The following is a 20,772-nucleotide window of genomic DNA, read 5'->3' on the forward strand; positions in this document are numbered from 1 at the left end:
TAAGAGCAATCTTCGACGGAGCTTAAGTAATTGATTTTTCAAGGCGAATGCTAATGAGCAGATCCAAATTTGAACTTAATCTCGATACCGTTCGAAAATTGTCGCTTTTCGTTTTGAACAGCTTGGCTGATCAGCCAAAAGAGTGGATTGCTGTCGGTAAGGCTTATCAGGAACTGCACGGCTTTGGCGACGATCCGATCTTCAACCAGGTTTTCGTGCGCCTCTTCACTGTGATGAGAGATGAAATGTGGGTCGGGTCTCCGCAAGAAGGACCGAAATTCACGGTCGGCCTGACCTTCAAAGGGCAAACCGTCATCCGCCACGAGGCGGAAATAGACTTGATCTACGAGCGACACTTTCATTCATGGGCAAAGACTATCGAAACAGCTGCTAGAAAGCAGCGGCATATCGATCAACAACAGGCAGCCAAAGAGCAAAAACTCCAAAAGAGGCTGGAAAAGGGAAAATCAAAAGAAGCTCGCAGAAAAGAAGAGGTGAAGCGGCAAGCAAAAGCTCGTCAGAAGCGAGAGATGTCATCACTCGTCGAAAGCGGAAAAAGAATTCGCTCTTCCCTGTCCAAGTCAAACAATGAGCAACTCTTAAACCTGTGGAAGGCAAACACATCACGTGCAGCCAATTCGACAGGCCAAAAGAAAAACGAACACCTTTTGATTGTTTCAGCTGTCGAAAAGGAGTGGAGGCGAAGGGTCCGAGATTTGCCCGAGGTGGAAGCCTTCAAATGGCCTACCACAGATGTTGGAAGTGGTCATGGTGGCGGTGATTTTGAGAGGGCTGAAGAAAGTTTTCTGAAAGTGCTCGGATATACCGTCGGGAAAACAAATGGCTTGCCAGCATCGACACGGCGGTTGATCCTGGACCGCTGCTTCTCGGGACATCTTCCACCAGTCGAAGGGATTTCGGCGCTTCGTATGTGGGGCGAACCAAAGTCTGCTTTGAGGCTTAGAAAAATCGCTTATCACATTGCCGGTCTAGCGAAAAACTTCAAAAAAATGCAGTCACGCGGCTACGAGGATGCGATTTCGGATTGGGAAGACGATCTGAAGTACATGCATGACAAATACTACGTCCGTCATTTTGGTTTCAGTTGGCCAGGCCGTGGTCTCTAGTTCTGGTTCTTTTGGGGTTTGTGAAATCTACGCAGCAGTATTTTGGGGTTGCCAGTTTTTCATTCTCAGTGCCGTGTTTCCGACTGCTGAACATAAGCGGGCAGCCGTAGCAGACGCGGGGCAAGCCCCGCTTCAACAAGAAAATTCCCCTGCGCCAGCGCATTCCTCGCGAGGCAAGTTTCTCGCTGACAGCCCCTTGGTACCAGCTTTGGTCATGTTCATCGAAACACTCAAAGTGAGGATCAAAAAATGGCTACTCAAACTCTGAAACTGAACGTCAAATCCGGTGAAAAAGACGGCAAGAACTTCTGGGACCGCTGCGGCGTCGTATTCGTCAACACCGACGACAGCGGCAACATCACTTCGATCAACGTCAAGCACAGCATGTTCCCCGACGTCGACATGGTCGCCTTCCCTCGTCGCGATGAAGACCCGGTCATCGAGTGATCTCAGCGCCAGGGCGGGATTCCCGCGCTGGTGCCCCGTTGCTCAAGGCTCTGAATCTTTTCTCAGAAGCGTCCCTTGTTCCATTCATGCTCTTCCGCACGCGAAAGGGGCTGCGATGATCCTTCTTTGCGTACGAAGAACTCCTCCTTACCTTCGGAAATCACGTAAACGGGTTTGTTAGCCCTTGTGACCTCAACATGACAAATCTGTTTGTCGTCATAGGTGGGCCAGTTGAGCTTCCAGAGCTTCATAACATCCTTGCCGAGGAACTTGTCGAAGATATTAGCAATGTGGAGTTGAAAGCCGTCCCGATCTTTCTTTGAAAGTGTGCCGCAGTCGAGTTCGAGGCCAATGGCATTCCCATGGTCATCTACACCAATGAAGAGGCTTCCACCGTCAGAATTCATGAATGCCGCAACTGTCTTGGCGACCACATGCTCGAGCTTCTTGTTCACTTCGCCAGTACGCATGTCGTACCGCAGAGTGGATTTAAACTCTACCAGCTGGCCTTCCCCCTCGAGGATCATTTCGTGGATGGGATCGATCTGAGCAGCTGCCTCGGATGGTTCGATGCGCTTCAAGATCTCGGCATAGAGAACTTCTGAGCGACGCTTCAGAAATGCAGTGAAATCGTCTTGAACAACTGAGGCATCATCCAACTCGATGAGATGGCTGCTCAGCGCGTGTTTCAATTCTGAGTTCTCATCTGCAAAATCCGCTAGATAGACCGAGGGGGCCTTTGCGCCGATCCGCTTCTTGTTCAGTTCGGCGCTGACCAAAGTGATGTTGACAATCGAGTTGGCATAAGGGGTTTCTGCATCGCTGCCATGTTTACGGACAAATGCCCTCGGAAAGAAATGGTGGTAGTTCTTACTGCTGGCGATCTTAAGATAGGAGTTATCCAGAAGCACTTTACCGTTTGTGTCGAAATCTTTTGGTTCATGATATGCGAGAATGCACAGGATCGACTTGCAGATGGCGTTCCCGGTCGAGAAGTCTGTTTCACGAAGATCTTGAGCTGAATTGATGAAAAGTTTGAACTCGGGGTAAGCTGGCCGCTGGCCTGCTATGATTAGATCAACTTTCTTGATATCAGCCGCCAGCTTGGATTCAGTTGCCGATGAATACCGCAGCGACAAGGAAGAACGCCAGAAGAGCTCTTCCAGATATTTCCGTTGCTGCCCGCTGGGTGACTTACCCGTTTTCAAGAAGAAGTAGGCAAAAGGCACGATAAGAGTGTCGTAGGGCAGAATTTGGGAAACAGGTATCCGCAATACTGTTCGGAAGTGATCGATGGTCTTCTCGATCGCAGAGATGACATCATCCCACCTTGCGATGATGTCCGCCTTGTCCAGGCCAAGGATCGTTTTTCGCTTGCACTCCTTCGACTCGCTTATGACGAGGCTCAGGATTTGCAGAAGAACAGAGGGAGAAATGTTTTCGTACTTGCTGTCATTAAGCCTTTTCTGGAACTTCTCCCAACGGGCCTGCATGTCGAAATCAGCGGCTTCATCGTAGGTCTTGGCCGACATGATTTCGAAAAGCGTGAGAACCTTTCCCCCCGTATTTATTCGAGTAAACACCTCAATGGCGGACTCGATATCGTTCTGTCGAAGGGTGACGGTTGAGAACGCATAGGTCTTAAAGGCGCTGGAATAAGCACTGATCTGATTGATTTGTGGTTTCTCAAAACCACGCTGTTCCAGTTCATTGCCCATCTGGTAGTCAAAGTTCAGAACGTCATGCAGAGGTATGAAAATCTCCGCTTCGTCTTTCACGGTGACGATGTCCTTTTCCTTCTCCTCGAGGTTCTCTTCCAGGTTCACGACGATGTCTTTGTAGTCGGTCACCTTTTTCTCGGTGGGTTTTCTGATCTGCGCACCAAGATAAGCTGCGAAGAGGGAAGTGATGCGTTGCTGCCCATCAAGGACATACTGAACATTGCGCCCTATGGGCGTCTCGGGTAGGTCAAAGCCACCAATGTTTTTTATATCATTGATGCGTTGATCCGTTTCCCAAAGGATGAAGGTTCCGATGGGATAACCTTTAAGGATCGAGTCCAGAAGCTTCGCGGTTGCCTTCAAGTCCCAGACGAAATCCCGTTGGAACTTGGGCACTTTGATGATGCCTTTTTTGACGTCCGAGATCAGGTCGTCGTATGTCTTCGAATCTGGCTTTGGCTGGTTATTCATTCGTTCGTCCGTCTAATTTCTGCGCATCTGCAATTTTGGTTCGTTCGCAAGCCGTTCCTGCAAATCGCCGCGCTCGCACAGGCTCAAGTCGGCGAAGCGCTTCTGGGACAGGCGGGACAAACGGTTTTGGTTCAAATCAACGCGGAACATGGCTTTGCTCTTTTCCGAAATATCTACGCAGCTTCACTGTTAGTCTTGCCGCACATAGGTCACATAGAAGTTCTTCAGCATGCGGTGCTCCTGCAGCCGGTCGCCAAGGCTGAATCCGTCACGGCGCATGGGCGCTTGGAAAATATCTAGACCGCGATCCAGGACGATTTTCCAGCCAGTGTCGGTGACGATATCTCTGGAATGAGCAGTCCCCGATCCATCAAATGCCCAGGTGAATTCAACACCTGAACCGATGCATGCCTCGGTAATGCTCTCGAGCAATTCGCGTTGCTTTTGGACGTTTCCGTCATCAGGCCCGGTGACAAGATGGATGGCCACTTGATCTTCCAACGCCTTGCGCTGGATGACCATCTCGACGAATTCCATCATGTTCTTGATCTGGTAAAAATAGCGAATGTAGGGGTCTGTCACCACGATCCGAGATGCACCGTCCAGATAGGGCCCAAACAGTTTATCGTAGCTGATGCCTTTACGGTTTTCGGCGAATACGTGGTGACCCTCTTCGGCGCGCGGCTTGGCGGGCGCTGAGGTCTCCGATGTGTCGCGCGGCTCATGTTCGACTTCGATGACGTCATCATCGACTGCATCAGTGGATTGGTCCTGCTGCTTTGGGTCTAAGGCAGGTTTCAGATAGTAGAATTGGGGGAACTCTTGCTCTTCGACGGTTTGGACGCGCCGCTTTTCCCCGTCAGAGCCAGTGTAGAAGAAGTCGACATCTGGATAGGTCGCATCGATCCGAAACAGTTGGTCCTTTACGCGCTTTCGACTTTCAAGTGCGAGCTGCAAGAGCTCTTCAACGTCATCGGCTGTTTCATCTCCGGCAGGGAAAATCACCTTCAGGAAGCCCGACATGGTCTTGTAGACGGCGTCCCGATCACGGGTTGAAATCTTCTCGCTGACTTTGAAATGCAGGTCCGGCCGGTTGGAGAAGTCTTCTTGGCGCAAATGGCGAAGGATCTCGGCGAGGTAGTCGACAATGAACCCGTAGCCAGTGGTGAACATCTCGCCTCGGATCACGTCGATCTCCCAGCCAGGCAGATAAGCGTGGAGGCGGTCAATGAATGCAGAGTCATGGAACTGGGGCGGCAGGGCTTCGAATAAGTCGCTGTTCTTGAGCATGAATGGCACATTGTGGTCTGTGTTGCCGACAAACGCGAAGCTCGCTTCTGCCCCCATGGGGTTAACCCCGCGCGAGAAGGTCTTGTTTGCCATGTAGTTTTTCATGATGTCGACCAAGGCCTTGTTCGCAGTTTTCTCGCGCCCTGCAAATTCATCAAAGGCCACCACATCCCAATATCCGACCAGTCCGATCCTCCCATTCGAGTTGTTTACAAACAGCTTCGGGATGGTCACTTCGCCGCCGGAGATCAGCTGCCCGTGTGGCGAAAACTCAGAGTAGATATGCGATTTACCCGTTCCCTTTGGGCCAAGTTCGATGATGTTATAGTTTCGCTCGACGAAGGGGATCAGCCGCATCAGCTGCAAAAGCTTGCTGCGACGTCCGAAGGCTTCAGGATTGAAGCCAATCGACTGCATCAAGAGGTCAATCCATTCGTCTTTGGTAAATTGCGCGCGCGCCTCCTTGTACCCATCGTAATCGACCTTGGCGATCTGGATGGGTTTGATGGTCTCGAGCACCCAAGGAGACGTTCGCGCGTCTTCGGAAAACTCATATTGGACATCAGCAATACACCATACGCCGGTCACAAGCAGCTTTGGATGCGCTTTGACCGTGCCGCTATCCACCGCAACCTTTTTGATGCCCAAGTTGTCGAACGTGGCTTCGTAGCTGTCTGTTTTTTCGTTCAGCGAGACGCTGATCTGGTCGATGACCTTGTAGCGTCCCTTTTCCTTGATCGTGGATTGGATCAGTCCCGCTTCACTTCTGTGAACGTAGTGCTTTCTGAGGATTTCTTTGACGGTTTCGATGCCGCTCTCGATCGATGCTTCGTCGTCAGTCGCACAGTACTGCCCAAGCAGGTATTCGAGGACATATGTTGGAACTATTGCGTTGCCTTTGACCGCTTTCACAAGGTCTTTGCGGACCACGTAGCCCGCGAAATGCTCGTTAATCTTTTCGTCGAGTGCGCTCATGATAGGTCCTTAAAAGTCGAAATCTGTCGATATGCCACGACGCAGTTGGAAACGGTGGCTTGTGTAATCTTCGAAGTGGCTCGTTTTGCCGATACGTTCGCGAAGCTTGAGGAAGACGTCCTGGTTGTTGAACCGATCAGCATCGCGAGAAAGCAGGAACTTGATGGGCAGCTCCCGTTCGCGCGCATTTTGCGAGGTGTAGTCAAAGGTCAGCGGGTGCTCATCTGAAATGAGCGTGCCGTCCGAAGCGTAAATCCCAGCAAGAACATCACGTTGTTGCTGTTTCTCTGAAACCGGCTGCGTTTGATAGAGAGTGACCGCCGTTTGGCCGGAAGAGATCAGGCTTTTTCCAGTTACGATGATCTGCACTTCAACTTTTTCGACATCGGCTTCGCGTCGTTTACCAACGCGGAGTACGGGAACAATGACCTCTTGAAGCGTGGCCCCGCCATGCACAAACCGGCTTCCCGCCCCCTTGACGCGCATACGATTGATCGAATTGGGCAGTAGAACATCCAAGTTACCTGATAGACCCAAATTTGCGGATGAGAACTTCTTCATTCCAGATGTCGCATCAAGGTCTCGCCCAATGATAAATCGACGATTCTTAACAAGGATTTCCGCACCAGCAGGAACCGCTACCGAAAAATCTGTCTCATCCAACGCGCGGTGCTGATAGATGAAGCCGTGATCGGCCGTCACAAGGATGTTGGAAAAGTTGGCCGTCGTAAGCTTGCGGACCAGTTTGGTCAGATCCTCGACAGCGACTTCTGCAGCCTCTGTCACGCGTTCCTCAGTGGCGAGCTTGTCGCCAACGATGTCGATCCTGTTGTGGTAGAGGTAGAGAATGTCATGATCGCGGAAAATCTCTTTGCCGTCGTCCGCCTTCAAGCTCATGAAATCATCGGCCTTCATGGCTTTGACACGGTCTCCGGCACGCCCCATGCCCAGAACCTTTTCGCGGTTTGCGGTTCCCTGAGTAGGCAAGCCAAACGAAGACACGTTGCCGTCCTCCGACAGCTCCAGATCCTTGTTCGGTAAGAGCGCAGCCATGCCGAGTTGCGTGTAGCTGGGCAGCGCAGAAATCATCGGCTTTAGGTCGGCGTCGAACCGGTTCAGCTTGCGGATCTCGCGCAGCGCTTCTTCTGCAACCTCATAACGCAACGCGTCAGAGATGATCACCACCACCTTCTGATCGCGGCGGCGGAATTCAGCGGCCTGGTCCATATAGAAATCGGTCTGATGCGCAAAGCCCGAGATCTTCCAATCGCTCAGTCCAGCGATCTGATCCTGCCAGGCATCATTGACGGCCTGAAGGAAGTTGGTCGTGTAGCGGTTCTCTACGCTCTCGAATAACGCGCTAAGCAGCGAGGCCTGACCGCTTTTTTGCATATGATAGATGAATTTGCGGTAGAGCTGGTCGATCTTGTACCAGTGCGAAATATACCGCTTAACCCCCTCAGCGGGGGAGGTCATGGTCAGGTTCGCCTCAGCCAACGCCTGCTGGAATTCTGTGGCATAGCCGATGGCTTGATAAATATCCTCATAGGTTGGATACCAATGGCTTTGCCGACGCTCTCGCACAGTCTTCAGTACCTCGGCAGATGAGACTGTCTGGCTCGCCATCTCACGGACCAGAGACCGGATGATCTGTCGGTCGATCTCCTCGAAGTGGTCAATGGCACGCAGAGCCTTGATGTCGCGCTCTTGCACGTCTTCGGGGATCCTCAGGATATCTTGATACTTCCCGCTCAGCGTTTCAAACGCCTTCGCCCCCAGCCGGTTATTCTTCCAGCGGCGGAAGACAAGCAGCGCTTCGCCGTTCAGCTTGCCATCTTCGCCCAAGGCGCGGGCATAGCAGGACTGGAACAGGGTGATCGCGAAATCCTCAAAGTCAGGCGCATCGCTGACATAGCCGTAGGCATTCTCGACCTGTTTCCAGAAGAACTCTGTCAGACCGGATCGCTCCATCAGGCGCATCGCATCGTCGCGCTCGTCCGCCAGCTCTGCCAACAGCTCCTCGATGACCGTGTCCAGGGCACCCTGAGCCCCGGCGCAGACGGCCAGCATGCGGCGTAGCACATCGGTCTTGGTGTCCGATGGCGTGAGCATCTGCTTCAGCGCCTCGATGCGGCTCTTGGCGCGGTAGAACTCCATGTGGTCGCGCACCACGTCTTCGAATTGCAGCGGCAAGCCCAGTTCTGCCAGCCAGATCGCCGCTTGATCGGCCTTGAAGACGCCGCAGGCGAAATAGAGGTCCAGCAGCCAATTGTCGGCCATCTCGGGCGCGGGGCCGTCGTGGAACACCAGAAACTTCTGTTTCGGCTCTTGCCGCAGCATGCGGTATTTCAGGCCGAACTCGTTATTGGTGATCTCGACCTTTTCCACACCCGGCAGATCCACGGCCTCATATTCGCCCCGCATGTCGCGCGCGGCGTCGTACCAAAAGACGATCCGGTGATCGATGAACAGCCGCTCTAGGCCCGCCTTGATCCGGTCCGTCATGACAGCCCCGCAATCTTCTTCAGGGCAGTGCCGAACTTCGGATAGTTTGCCTTCACCCCGTCATCCAGATCCATCTCGATCTTCTGCTGGGCCAGCGGGAAGATCACGTCGCGTTCCCATTCGTTCAGCTCGTCGATCTGCTTGGCGACCTTCGCTACATCCTTCAGCGCCTTGGTCTTTTGGCCTTGGGTTGCGGTGGGATCATCGGCCAGCTTTTCCAGCCGCGTGCGCTCGCCCTCAAGCTTGGTGATGAATTCACGCAGGTAGTCGTTGAGCAGCACCGACACCGTATCGCCGCGATAGCGGTGCATGTAGATCAGCGCGTTGAACGTCCCCTTGGGGGAGGAGACCATCCAGTAGATCGGGCGCTTTTTATAGCGCTTCACGTGGTCGGCGTAGAAATCCTTGGTGAAGTATTTGCGGATGTCCTTGCCCAGAGAGTCCTCGATGAACTTCAGGTTCTCGCGGAAATGCGCCTCGCCGAAGGTCACGCGCAGGAACAGGCGGAAGCGTTCAGTGATGTCGTCCGGGAACCAGTCGCCATCCAGCACGGGGATGACGTTGTCTTCATCCGGCATGAAGCGCGGCTCGGGGATGCGGGCGAGGTAGTCGGCCAGCCGCTCGCCCTGATTGGCGAGGATCAGGCCCGGTTCGTCGAGGCTGTAGCGCCCAAACATGCAGCCCACGGCATAGCTGAGGAACTCGGCCATGGTGTCGGCGCGCAGGCGGGTTTCGCGGTCGGCCTCGGTGCCCTTCACCCCATAGCGATAGGCGGGGTTGCAGGTGAGGGTGATCTCGTTCAGCGGCACCTCGGGGGTCAGCTCGTCTTGTAAGCCGTAAGCGTCGATGAAGATGCGGTTGTTCTCTTCCTCCAGCCGCTGCATTTCGTCCGTCATATCCTGCCAGTGGGCGCGGAGGGTGGCGTAGCTGTCCTCCAGCGTCGCGCCGCGATGTTCGGGCGAGAGCAATGGAAGCGTGGTGAAATCCCAGGAGGCTTCGTAGGCGTCCCAGTCGAAGCGGGCGAGTGATAGCAATTTCTCGATTGCTTTTCGGCTGCTTGCGTCGAGATATGGAAGCCGTTCGATATCTCCGGTTTGAAAATTCAACGTAGGGTTAAGAGCGTCTAGGAAGTGCTTCGCAGAATTTGAGTTGACTACGGCAAGCGTCGGCAGAACTGCGTTCCCCGAGAAAATTCCTGGAGCAGCGTCGGAAAAGAGAATGCCATTCTCAACAAGCCGAAAGCCAATGTTGCTTGATGTAATACGTGACCAGGTTACAAATGGCTGGAAATACAGGATTTTCTCTCGCAGCCTGTAGTTTAATCCCGAATTTTTGATATCGTACCCATCGTTCTCAAGGTTCACTACATGTGCAAGGTTTCCATACCATTTCCTGAAGTCACCACCTTTGCTCATAGGATAGAATTTCCCAGTCATTTCGCTGGAATCGCGCAGACCAAAGGAAATGCTTCTGAACGGGACTTCATGCCAGTTACGCAGGAACGCAGTATCATTGCCTGTCATAATCCCTGACTTGACCGGAAATTCCTCAGCTAACTTTGGAAGACTTGAAAATGCGGAGATGGTTCCTTCGCCAATCCAGTATGCAACAGGGGAGTTGGGTATGGATTGGATGTCTGTTGAAGTTCTGCTGAACGTCCCGTTTTCAAGACTGCCAGATTTAGCAAGCGCGAAGCGCTCGGGTTGCTCGCCTGCATTACCAAGGTAACCAAGGTCGTAGTAATGAGCTGGAAGATTTGGTTTCTTGGATCGAGTTACAAGAAAGGCGCAAATTGGAACAATCGCAGATTGAAAAAAGGCTGTATATGATGGTCTTACGAGGCCAAGGAGCGTGTTGTCGGAGAAAAACAGATTCCTCAGATGCTCGTGTGTCGAAATGAACATCCAGACGAATGGTGTCATAAGCCCAGACACCCCATTGTCTTCCAATAGTGACAAACATCTGGCGCAGAAGGCGGAAAAGAGGTCAGATTTGTAGTTCTTGTATTGCGAGTTTAGCAGTTCTTTGAGCGGGCCATTTGCACCGGACGCATTCATATACGGCGGGTTGGCCACCACGACGTGATACTTTGGCGACAGCGCCTCGGCCATGCGCAGCACGGCGATGACGCGCTCTTGCACCTCCTTCAGCAGCAGGTCGCCGCCGAAATCGCGCGCCGCCACCACCCGCAGCGTCTCGGCCGGGTCGCGCAGCTTCGGCACGATCAGCGAACCGAAGTTCTTGGCCTGCTCGAACTGGCCCAGCGTCTCGCGCAGCTCATCGGTGAACAGATCCTTGCCCACTACGGCGGCCACGTCCTGCATCTCGGTATCGGTAAAGACCACGTTCTGCAACACGCAGATGTCGGGCTTGGCCGCCATCCGCAGGAACCGCCGCCGCCCCAGCTTGGCCGCCGCCTTCATCGCCAGCGCAAAGGCCGCCAGCGCGCCCGCGCGGTCGTCAATTTCCACCCCTGTCAGGTTGTGCGTCAGGATCAGCGCGGGGATCTCGGTCGCGTCATAGCCCTCTTCCTCGTAGATGGCGTAGAGCAGGTCAAAGGCATAGGTCAGCATGTGCCCCGAGCCTGCGGCCGGATCGCAGATGCGGATCTCTTCGGGCTTGGTGATGCGCAGGAAGTCCGTCTCGGGCTCTTCGGGCGCGATGTAATAATCCATCTTGGCCGCCAGCCCGCTGTGCGGTTTGTTCAGCAGCCAGAGCCGCCCCAGCGAGTTTTCCACCAGGTAGCGGACGATCCAATGGGGAGTGAACAGCTGCGTCGCGGCGGGGATGTTTTCGGCCGTGATCTTCTGGTTCTGCTTGAGGCCCGCGAAGACCTGATCCTTCTTCTCCGAGATGTAGAACTGGTAGAGCCAGCCGATGATCTCGACATCCTGACAAGCGTCTTCGGTCATGACCTTGCGCAGTTCGGCGAGGATCGAGGTCTGCGACAACAGATCCTCCGGCATCAACAGTTCGGTGTAGTCGTCGATCTGTTCAAACAGGAACGGCATGGGGCCGTGCCACTGATTGCAGGTGTGGACGAGCAGGAGGCGGTATGCTTCGGCCTGTGGGTCATGGGACGGCGTGCGCCCGTCGAGGAGGGATTGGATAGTGGCAGGCGCACTGTCCGGTAGGTTGCCCGCCATCGCCTCTGACAACAGCTCGGGCCGGGTTGCGCCGTCAGCTGGGGAGACGGTACGGACCGGCGTGTAGCCGCCCGCATCCATGAAGCGCAGGGCGGTGAAGCGGTTGAACCACGTGTAAGCGACCTGTTCGATGACCTGCTGTTTGTCGGCTTTGGCGATGGCGTTTTCGAGGTCTTTGACGGCTTTGGGGGCCTCCCGCCGCGCGGCGCTGCCTTCGGCCAGCACGACGTCGAGCTTGGAGGTGACCTGATCGATCAGCAGGTTGCGGGCGGCCTGAGCAAACTTCTTGAGCGCGTTGGTATCCATCAGTTGAGCCCCGTGATCTTCTTCAGGGCTGACCCGAATTCCGGATAGTTTGCTTTCACCCCTTTATCGAGGTCGATCTCAATTTTCCGCTGCGCGAGTGGGAAGATCACCTCGCGTTCCCATTCATTCAGTTCGTTGATCTGCTTGGACAATACGCTGACTTTTTTCAGTGCCTTTGTTTGGTTAGCTTTGGTCTCAGTCGGATCATCAGACCTTTTTTGTTCATTCACGCGTTCACCCTCCAGCTTGGTGATAAATTCGCGCAGGTAGTCGTTGAGCAGCACGGACACTGTGTCGGCTCGATAGCGGTGCATGTAGATCAGCGCGTTGAACGTGCCCTTGGGGCTGGAAAACATCCAGTAGATAGGGCGCTTCTTGTAGCGCTTCACGTGGTCGGCGTAGAAATCCTTGGTGAAATAGTCTCTCAGGGACCTTGGCTTTCCGTTCTTGCCAAGCGCGTCCTCGATGAACTTCAGGTTCTCGCGGAAATGCGCCTCGCCGAAGGTCACGCGCAGGAACAGGCGGAAGCGTTCGGTTATGTCATCGGGGAACCAGTTTTCGTCGAGCACAGGAATGACGTTGTCTTCGTCCGGCATGAAGGTGGGTTCGGGCACGCGGTCGAGGTAGTCGGGCAGCGTCTCGCCCTGATTGGCGAGGATCAGGCCTGGTGCGTCGAGGCTATATCGACCGAACATGCAGCCCACGGCGTAGCTGAGGAACTCCTCCATAGTGCGCTTGCGAAGGTCGGCATCGCGCTCAACGTCGGTCTTATCTCCCTTGATCGAATAGGCGGGGTTGCAGGTGAGGGTGATTTCCTCGATCGGCACCTCGGGGGTAAGCTCGTCCTGCAGGCCATAGGCGTCGATGAAGATGCGGTTGTTCTCTTCCTCAAGGGCCTGCATCTCGTCCGTCATAGACTGCCAATGGGCGCGGAGGGTGGCGTAACTGTCCTCCAGCTTCTCGCCGCGATGATCGGGCGAGAGCAGCGCAAGCGTGGTGAAATCCCAAGAGGTTTCGTAGGCGTCCCAGTCTGACTTCGAAATTGCTACAGCCCTGCGCGCGGTTTCGGTTTGGTCGGGCAAGGGGTTGGACGTAGGTACGCGAGCCACATCGCCTTTATTAAATGATATAGTCTGACTGATGTGTGACAGGAAAAAATTAGTTGTAGAGGCACATGCCAATGCAACGAGGCTGAGAACTGAAATGCTTTGCCTCTCTGGGAAAGCCGACTGCCCCGTGTCATCAAAAATAAATCCTTGGGGTAGAAGTCTTGGCGAGAAATTCCCTGTGCTAATTTTAGCCCACGTGAACCCTGGTCGAAAATAAAATTCTCGACTGCGCGGGCTCGCCTTTAGGCGGCCGTCAGGAGCGGCGAACTCTCGGATCTCCTTCCCGTCATTTCGCCAATTTACAACAATTTCGTTATTTCCATACCACTTGCGATACTCTCCTCCACTGCTACACGGAAACCACGTTTTTCCTGACAGAATTGCGTCGTCGCGGCTTGCTGCATCCAGTTTCATTTTTAGAAAGGATGTTTCTGTCCAGCGCCGCTGGAAGATTGTGTTGTCGCCGGTCGTTAATCCTGCGCGGCAATTGGCTATATCGGCCATTGATTTGCCCGAGGAAAAAGCTCGGAGTGTTGCTTCAGATGCCGAGTAGACGATAGGCATACCCGGGAGGGATCTGAAATCGGACGTGGCTGCATGGAAAACTATACTGCGATCTTCGCCGCTCAGTGCCGCCGTGAATTGGTTCGATTTCTCGGCTTCCGACCGACCTGAGGTCAAATCGAGAAAAACACCTTTCAAATGATCATTCTTTAGGTTTTGGATAACAAAGGCGGTTGTGGAAACGACTTCACCGCCAATGCTGTCAAACCCTCTCGCGCCGATGTGTGCCATCGATGTGATGTGGCACTTTGAAAGCAACTTTTGTCGCAATTCTTCATAACCGGACAGATACATCCAAGCTTGCATGTTTATCATTGCCAACGAAGCAGACTCTTCGGATAGCTGGAGGCCGCGCTCCATGAACATCCCGAACAAGTCTGATTTAGACGCGACGTAATTGAATTTTGCGAACTCAATCAATCGGGCGTTCATACTTTTGGCATTCATATATGGCGGGTTGGCCACCACCACGTGATACTTTGGCGACAACGCCTCGGCCATGCGCAGCACAGCGATGACGCGCTCCAGCACCGGTTTCAGCACCAGATCGGCATCCGAAAGTCGCGCCTCGACCACCCGCAGGGTTTCCGCCGGATCACGCAGTTTCGGCACGATCAGCGAGCCGAAGTTCTTGGCCTGCTCGAACTGTCCCAGCGTCTCGCGGAGCTCATCGGTGAACAGATCCTTGCCCACTACGGCGGCCACGTCCTGCATCTCGGTATCGGTAAAGACCACGTTCTGCAACACGCAGATGTCGGGCTTGGCCGCCATCCGCAGGAACCGCCGCCGCCCCAGCTTGGCCGCCGCCTTCATCGCCAGCGCAAAGGCCGCCAGCGCGCCCGCGCGGTCGTCAATTTCCACCCCTGTCAGGTTGTGCGTCAGGATCAGCGCGGGGATCTCGGTCGCGTCATAGCCCTCTTCCTCGTAGATGGCGTAGAGCAGGTCAAAGGCATAGGTCAGCATGTGCCCCGAGCCTGCGGCCGGATCGCAGATGCGGATCTCTTCGGGCTTGGTGATGCGCAGGAAGTCCGTCTCGGGCTCTTCGGGCGCGATGTAATAATCCATCTTGGCCGCCAGCCCGCTGTGCGGTTTGTTCAGCAGCCAGAGCCGCCCCAGCGAGTTTTCCACCAGGTAGCGGACGATCCAATGGGGAGTGAACAGCTGCGTCGCGGCGGGGATGTTTTCGGCCGTGATCTTCTGGTTCTTCTTGAGGCCCGCGAAGACCTGATCCTTCTTCTCGGAGATGTAGAACTGGTAGAGCCAGCCGATGATCTCGACGTCCTCACACACGTCAGGTGTCATCGCCTCACGGAGGTAGGCGAGGATCGAAGCGTTGGACTGGAGGTCCGAAGGCATTAGTAGCTCAGTATAGTCGTCGATGCGCTCGAACATGAACGGCAATGCCTCATGCCAGTAGTTGCATGCCGCGACCACAAGCAATCTGTACGCCTCTCCTTGAGGGTCCGGACTATCGATACGCCCGTCCAACAAGCTTAGGACCTTTTGCCGGGTGATTTCGGAAACAATTTGCTCGTTGATACTCCCTGATTTTGCATCCGAAAGTATCTCAGGTTGAAATTGACCAACGGACGGAGACACAACGCGAACAGGAGAGAGACCGTTCACATCCATGTACCGCAAAGCGGTGAACCTGTTGAACCAGACATAGGCCACCTTTTCGACGACGTGCTCTGGTCCATGTTTGGCGACAAATGCCTCAAGTTTCTTGAACGCCTTCGGGTGTTCTCGTCGAGCCCTTGAGCCGTCGCTCAAGACGGCGTCCATCCTTGCGGCGACTTGATCAATCAAAGTGCTCCGCGCAAATTGGGCGAACTTTCTAAGCTTTGTGGTATCCATCAGTCGATGGCCTCCGCAATATCAGTCGCTTCGGCAATCCGGGCTACGGGCCAATCGGCGAATGTTTTGTTCCAGATATCAACGGACACCACCACACAATCAGCTATGTGTTGCCGTCGCCAGGGGGTGTCTGTCTCGCATCGAATATCGGCTAGAAGGCGATCTTTGAAGCCCGTAAGCAATGCCTTCTGTTGAATCGGATCGTAGGCATCGAGACCGATTAGAACGACGTATTTGAGCGGTTTGGTGTCTCGCTCCATCAAATGCAAAAACGTATATGAACTGCGCGCCTTCGGTGTCAATTCTTGGGTTAGAATCGAATTGTCTGAAAGCCTTTTGAAATATTTCGCTCTCTCATCAGGTGGAGTTCTCTTGTTCGAAGGATCCTTAATTTCAACAAGCAAAATGTCGTTCTCTCTTTCGATAACGAGATCGACAAATTTCATTTGAACCGGAAGCTTCACTCCCTGTTTATCAAGTTCATCCCATATCGCTTCATCTGGAAACGAAAACTCGAGATCAGCATTTTTTTCGGCTCTGTACAGCTTCATGGGCTCGGCGCTCCGAGCGCACGAGCCATGTCTTCATCGAAGAGTTCAGCAAAGGTGTCCGAGATAGCTGTCTTGGAAATAAGCGCATAGCTGTCGGCGCTTTCGACGCTCATTTTCTGCGTGGCAGGATCCTGGTAAATCGCGTGGAAACGTATATGGTCTTCTTTCCCTTCGTCCGTAAGAAGATCTAGCCACTTCAGAAGCACGTAGTCGTGGGTAGCAAGAATGATTTGTTGTCCGTTGCGGGAAAGCTCCAAAAGAACCTGAACCAGCTTCTTCATCAGTTTTGGATTCAGGTTCGACTCTGGCTCATCCCATAGAAGGGCCCCCGTTTTGCCGGGGCTGATCGATCCGTTACATAGTAAGCGGTGAAGAACACCGATCTTGCGGTATCCTTCAGCAGTCATGCCAGTTGGGAAAGCCTGAACGTCATTCGAAACAAATCTGGTCTGGGTCGAATCTTGATATGCCTTCGCGATTTGAGCTTTGGATTTACCCTCACCATCGTCTGTCGTCGGCTTAACTTTTTCTTCATACCGCCCAGGCTGAAACTCGAAACCGCCGTCACTTTTTGCGCGATAGCGCCCCCCCACCAGAGTAACCAGATCGCGAATTACATTCGAGAGCCTCGGATCTTCGAGGAGATCAGATTTTTCGTCGAAGCCAGGCTGCATAAGAAGTTCAGCAAGGTTCACATAGCCATCATCGAAAATCATCTCGACAGTAGCGCGGTCATGTTTGGGGTGGCGAATGCCACGAACCAAGGAAAGCACCTCTTTGGTCGGGATGTAGACAGGCGTGTCGGCAGATTTGGGTTTCGCGGCGGCTGAGGCAAAATCCAAGTATTGAGACCTCGCACTGAAAGTTACCTCAACGGCGGAATCATCGCTGTTCACCAGTCGCAGCCGGGTTTGCGATTGAGTCCCTTTGGAAGAGAGGGTTCCAACCTTGTCGTCCTCAGTTGAAAAAATGCTCAGGAATTTTCCTGATGCTGAGGCCGCGAAACCTTCGTCTGAGCGATTAGGATATCTATTGCCGGCGATCAGGCCTAAGCCATAGATAGCCTTTAATAGAAGCGTTTTCCCAGTCCCGTTTGACCCTATAACAACGTTAAGCCGAGGGGAAAGAGAAAGATCCAGTTTTTCGAACGCTGTGAAGTTCTCGAATTTAAGATTAGCTATCATTACACAATTACTTTCTTGCCCGCGCGGATTTCGGCCAGCAGGGTCTTTTTCATTTCTTGAAGGTATTGGTCGACGTCGGCCTCATCGGTCAGCAGCGTTTTAGGGGCTGTGACCTTCAGCTGCGAGGCGAGAACCGTTGTGGGGGGCAGCGGCGCGGGCGCAGGCCGGTCCGACATGCCGGGCTGAGGCCCGGGCGCAGGTGTCGGTCGCGCGAGGTGGTCGAGTTCGGTGACGACGTCCGACAGCAGGTTGGTACGCGCACCATTGGCACGGTCGCGCAGCACGGGGATCAGCGTGACCGTATCAAGACCTGCCTTGTGGCTTTCAATGCGGGCGGTGATGCGGGCCTGTTTGTCCGTGTCGAGCGCCTGGAAGTCCGGCATTTGTGCGATCTTGGCAGAGACGTCTTCGACCTCTGCGATGACGGCTTTGCGTTCCTCAAGCACCTTGAGTTCGACCTTGTTTTTCAGATCAAACAGGTCAGATTTGAGGTTCTGGATCATTGAGCCTTTAAAGCAGCCCGGATCCTCTAATGCGGCGCGCAGCTTCGCCCCAGCATCAGGATCGACATAGTCGATGTTGGCAGATTGGCTGGTGAGCATATCGCGGGCATCGTCGTAGATACCCTTTTGCGCGCCACCCATGAAGGACTTCACCTTGTCCAGGATATCTTCCTTCGCGTTCAGAAGGTCATCCTCGCGCTTGGGCGCGTCGGAAATATACCAGTTCGCTGGCTTGCCTTTCATGCCCCGCAGCAGTTCATGAAACGGCTCGAGCGCGGTTAGGAAAGGGTAGCGGTGCGACTGGCGAACAAGCCCGTCTACCTCGGCTTCAAGTGTATCAATGCTTGTAGCCCATTCCGCACCCAAACCACGCGCATCTGTTCCTGATGAGGGATGTGCAAAGAGTTCCTGATAAAGTTCTTTTGCCCGCCGTATTTCAGCAGCGGAGAATTCCGTCTGAGGGGTCAGTAATATGTTCGGTAGCGCGTGACTGTTGTTCAACGCTTTGGCAAGCTCCAAGCCTTCCTTGATGGCGCTGTCGACGCGCGCTTCGATTTTGCCTTTGGCGACCAAGCTGCCCGCAAGGCAAAGGACTGCGGTAACTGGCCAGCCGTAGGGTTTGGATGTGAACCGATCAGCAAGATATTTGACGGAGACCTTCACCCCGTTGCGTGCCTGCGCATTGATGAAGCTGAGGACGTCTTGTTCGGCTTCGTTGATACCTGTGCCGTCAGAACCGAAGAGCCCGCTTTCCGACTGTACCGCTTTGTTGATATCGGCCTCGGTATAACTGACGCCGCGCAGCATCGGGAGATTGGTGTAGACTTTGTCGACCAGGGACTGGAACGCCTTGCTAATGCGCTCTTGAGCATCCTCTCCACCGATCTCCAATTCGTCACCCCTGACGAAAAGTCGGGCGCTTCCCATCAACTTGCGAAGCCGCATTTCAAGGTCCTTTGCGCGGCGGCCGTTTTGTTCTCCTTTTTCTGCGACGATACGGTCGCGACCCGGCTGCGTAGAACCGCTGCGGGACTGACGGATAAACTTGTCCGTTTGCTTAAACAGGATCAGGTCGCGGACGAAGTTGGCATCTGGTTTCATGGCAACCGCTAGCTCTTCCCGAGACATGGTTTTCATTCGAATGCCATCGGGGCTTTCAACCTCGTCGCTGAGGGGCGAAACGAGATTGATTGCCAGTTCGTACTCGCGACCAACCGCGTGATCATCGAGTTTCCGGGTAAAGGCATATTCGCTATTCGTTGCGAGATGCTTGATCTTGCGATGACGCAGAATGGTATCGAATGCGAGGGTTTCGAGTTCCTTCGAGAGCTCAGAAGGGTCTATGTCGAGGGCTTTGATTTCCGCTTCGACATCCTTTTCCTCATTGGTGAGGAACTCATAGACCTCACCGTTCCGCTGGATGTAGGTTTCCCTTTCCAGACGGCTCAATGCTTCCTCGATCTTGCGGCGTTGGCTCGTCTGGTCCGCCTCAAACTCTGACAGCAGCAGAATTCCGATGTTTCGAACCGATGGTTTGAAGCCTTTGACGTATTTGACAAGAAACAAGGATTTCAAAACCCGAACGGCAAAAGGATCGTCCAGGTTTTTTTCGGCAATCTGAATACTCTGTTGAACCGAAGATTTCAGTGCGGTGCGGATCCCTTCGAACATGAGATCGAAAGTGGCCAGCCCACCAACTTCTTTGTCTTTCAGCTTCTTCGAGACCTCTTGGAAAACGCCCAACATCGACCGCTCGCCGACCGAGCTGTGTTTGCCTTCAAATGCGTTGTGCTCCGACAAAGACGTGATCGCCATTTGAAAGAGGTCATACTGATAGGGGGGGAAAGGATAACTTGAGATGAAGTGGTCGCGATCCCGGTAGTTTTTGAGCTTCATCGAGCCGTCAGCAAAATCGAACAGGGTCTTGAGGTTGTTTTCTTCGCGGTCATGAAGGTTGCCAAGCGTTACTTGCCCTTCCGACGTCTTGGCGAGGAGGCGGCGCTGGATCACTTCGGCGACATCGGCCGAGTTCAGCGGCATGCGGTTGCTGAAGCGGGCCTGGATTTTGGAGAAGTCATTCTCTTGCTGTTGCGTCATGTCGCCGATAACCGACGCCATGTCTTGCTGCGCAGTTACTATGATCCAAGCTTGCCCTTTGCATTTGGTGTTAAGGCTCTCTGCAATAGTTTGCAGGTTGGTCATGAGTTTTACATTGTCCGCAATATACTGGCCGACTTCGTCAACGAAGAAGTTGAGCCGGAAGCCCTTGGGCTGGTCATCGATCCAAGCTTTGACTGTTCCAGCGAAGTCCTCAATCGAGACGCGTGTGTCCTTCCGGTATTGGCTCAGGATGTCTTTTGCATCTGAAGGATCACCACCGGTTGCTTCTGCAAACGCTGTCGCAATGTTCTTGGCTTCGAGTAGCGCCTGTTCTCGACCGCGCTCCCAGTCTTTCCCGGCAGCGCTTCGAAAAGCTTCTTTGAATGCCTCGAATTGCCCACGCCCCTGCAAGTCGCGTTCGAATTGCGCGATATGAGGCTGTTTGCCATAAAACCCGCAGGCTTCGTCAAAGACCTTTTGGAAGACAGATAGAAGCGCATCTACATCCGTTTTTGAGATCACATCTGCCTTCTGGTCGATATTGAACAAGATCGATTTCGACGGGATGGAAACGGCCTTGTTGAGTGCGCCTGCCAGCATTGGCTCGCCCTTGAGTTTTTCAGCGAAGATCTCGTGAGCGGTTTTGCCGTCGACTTCACGATTTTCAAGCAGTAGAGCCAGCATCTTCAGCAAGTGCGACTTACCAGAGCCAAAGAAGCCAGATATCCAGACGCCATTTGAAGTGTCATAATTGTTGTAGGCCTCGAGGAACTGTTCCAGCCGTTGGCCGATCTCCCCTGTGATGACGTACTCGTCGAGTTCGATGCGAAGGCTTGCCTCGTCATCGGCCTTAATGACGCCGTCAATGGCGCGATCAACGGGTTTCTCAAAAATGTCTTTTAGCAGCTGGGCCATG

11 protein-coding genes are annotated in these 20,772 nt (G+C 53.8%); 2 read left to right on the forward strand and 9 right to left on the reverse strand.

Annotated elements, in window-relative coordinates; all coding sequences use genetic code 11:
• Positions 1–53 precede the first annotated feature (53 nt).
• Positions 54–1,127, forward strand: a complete 1,074-nt coding sequence (locus OU789_RS03045) for a hypothetical protein (RefSeq protein WP_274653173.1) — start codon at positions 54–56, stop codon at positions 1,125–1,127.
• 249 nt (positions 1,128–1,376) lie between these two features.
• Entirely contained in the window at positions 1,377–1,574 is a 198-nt protein-coding gene (locus OU789_RS03050; protein WP_108800533.1) for a hypothetical protein, read from the forward strand.
• 62 nt (positions 1,575–1,636) lie between these two features.
• On the opposite strand, the gene OU789_RS03055 is transcribed toward OU789_RS03050, so the two are convergent.
• Genes OU789_RS03055 through brxC form a run of 9 tightly spaced genes read right to left on the reverse strand, consistent with a single transcriptional unit; the run spans position 1,637 to position 20,771 of the window.
• Positions 1,637–3,766: a GmrSD restriction endonuclease domain-containing protein gene (locus OU789_RS03055; RefSeq protein ID WP_274653176.1), complete on the reverse strand. Its 2,130-nt coding sequence runs from the start codon at positions 3,764–3,766 to the stop codon at positions 1,637–1,639.
• A 12-nt stretch (positions 3,767–3,778) separates the two neighbouring features.
• Positions 3,779–3,916: a hypothetical protein gene (locus OU789_RS03060; protein WP_274653178.1), complete on the reverse strand. Its 138-nt coding sequence runs from the start codon at positions 3,914–3,916 to the stop codon at positions 3,779–3,781.
• 39 nt (positions 3,917–3,955) lie between these two features.
• Positions 3,956–6,031, reverse strand: a complete 2,076-nt coding sequence (gene brxL, locus OU789_RS03065; RefSeq protein ID WP_274653180.1) for a BREX system Lon protease-like protein BrxL — start codon at positions 6,029–6,031, stop codon at positions 3,956–3,958.
• A 9-nt stretch (positions 6,032–6,040) separates the two neighbouring features.
• Complete coding sequence (pglZ, locus tag OU789_RS03070) at positions 6,041–8,536, reverse strand: BREX-1 system phosphatase PglZ type A (protein WP_274653182.1); 2,496 nt, start codon at positions 8,534–8,536, stop codon at positions 6,041–6,043.
• Complete coding sequence (gene pglX / locus OU789_RS03075; RefSeq protein ID WP_274653184.1) at positions 8,533–11,988, reverse strand: BREX-1 system adenine-specific DNA-methyltransferase PglX; 3,456 nt, start codon at positions 11,986–11,988, stop codon at positions 8,533–8,535. The genes pglZ and pglX (OU789_RS03075) overlap by 4 nt, the downstream gene beginning before the upstream one ends.
• Positions 11,988–15,518, reverse strand: a complete 3,531-nt coding sequence (gene pglX, locus OU789_RS03080; protein ID WP_274653186.1) for a BREX-1 system adenine-specific DNA-methyltransferase PglX — start codon at positions 15,516–15,518, stop codon at positions 11,988–11,990. The genes pglX (OU789_RS03075) and pglX (OU789_RS03080) overlap by 1 nt, the downstream gene beginning before the upstream one ends.
• Entirely contained in the window at positions 15,518–16,069 is a 552-nt protein-coding gene (locus tag OU789_RS03085; protein ID WP_274653188.1) for a hypothetical protein, read from the reverse strand. The genes pglX (OU789_RS03080) and OU789_RS03085 overlap by 1 nt, the downstream gene beginning before the upstream one ends.
• Positions 16,066–17,253 carry an AAA family ATPase gene (locus OU789_RS03090; protein WP_274653190.1) on the reverse strand — a complete coding sequence of 396 codons (1,188 nt, stop codon included), beginning with the start codon at positions 17,251–17,253 and terminating at the stop codon, positions 16,066–16,068. Before OU789_RS03090 ends, OU789_RS03085 begins: the two co-directional genes overlap by 4 nt.
• Positions 17,253–20,771, reverse strand: a complete 3,519-nt coding sequence (brxC, locus tag OU789_RS03095) for a BREX system P-loop protein BrxC (RefSeq protein ID WP_274653192.1) — start codon at positions 20,769–20,771, stop codon at positions 17,253–17,255. The genes OU789_RS03090 and brxC overlap by 1 nt, the downstream gene beginning before the upstream one ends.
• Position 20,772: the final 1 nt, after the last annotated feature.

Source organism: Halocynthiibacter sp. C4, from assembly GCF_028823805.1.
Lineage (GTDB): Bacteria > Pseudomonadota > Alphaproteobacteria > Rhodobacterales > Rhodobacteraceae > Falsihalocynthiibacter > Falsihalocynthiibacter halioticoli.

What these genes read in the sequence shown, in the direction of transcription:
- OU789_RS03090 (WP_274653190.1), bottom strand. Translation starts at nt 17,253, where the DNA reads ATGATAGCTAATCTTAAATTCGAGAACTTCACAGCGTTCGAAAAACTG.
- OU789_RS03060 (WP_274653178.1), bottom strand. Translation starts at nt 3,916, where the DNA reads ATGTTCCGCGTTGATTTGAACCAAAACCGTTTGTCCCGCCTGTCCCAG.
- pglX (WP_274653184.1), bottom strand. Translation starts at nt 11,988, where the DNA reads ATGGATACCAACGCGCTCAAGAAGTTTGCTCAGGCCGCCCGCAACCTG.
- OU789_RS03050 (WP_108800533.1), top strand. Translation starts at nt 1,377, where the DNA reads ATGGCTACTCAAACTCTGAAACTGAACGTCAAATCCGGTGAAAAAGAC.
- OU789_RS03085 (WP_274653188.1), bottom strand. Translation starts at nt 16,069, where the DNA reads ATGAAGCTGTACAGAGCCGAAAAAAATGCTGATCTCGAGTTTTCGTTT.
- brxL (WP_274653180.1), bottom strand. Translation starts at nt 6,031, where the DNA reads ATGAGCGCACTCGACGAAAAGATTAACGAGCATTTCGCGGGCTACGTG.
- brxC (WP_274653192.1), bottom strand. Translation starts at nt 20,771, where the DNA reads ATGGCCCAGCTGCTAAAAGACATTTTTGAGAAACCCGTTGATCGCGCC.
- pglZ (WP_274653182.1), bottom strand. Translation starts at nt 8,536, where the DNA reads ATGACGGACCGGATCAAGGCGGGCCTAGAGCGGCTGTTCATCGATCAC.
- pglX (WP_274653186.1), bottom strand. Translation starts at nt 15,518, where the DNA reads ATGGATACCACAAAGCTTAGAAAGTTCGCCCAATTTGCGCGGAGCACT.
- OU789_RS03045 (WP_274653173.1), top strand. Translation starts at nt 54, where the DNA reads ATGAGCAGATCCAAATTTGAACTTAATCTCGATACCGTTCGAAAATTG.
- OU789_RS03055 (WP_274653176.1), bottom strand. Translation starts at nt 3,766, where the DNA reads ATGAATAACCAGCCAAAGCCAGATTCGAAGACATACGACGACCTGATC.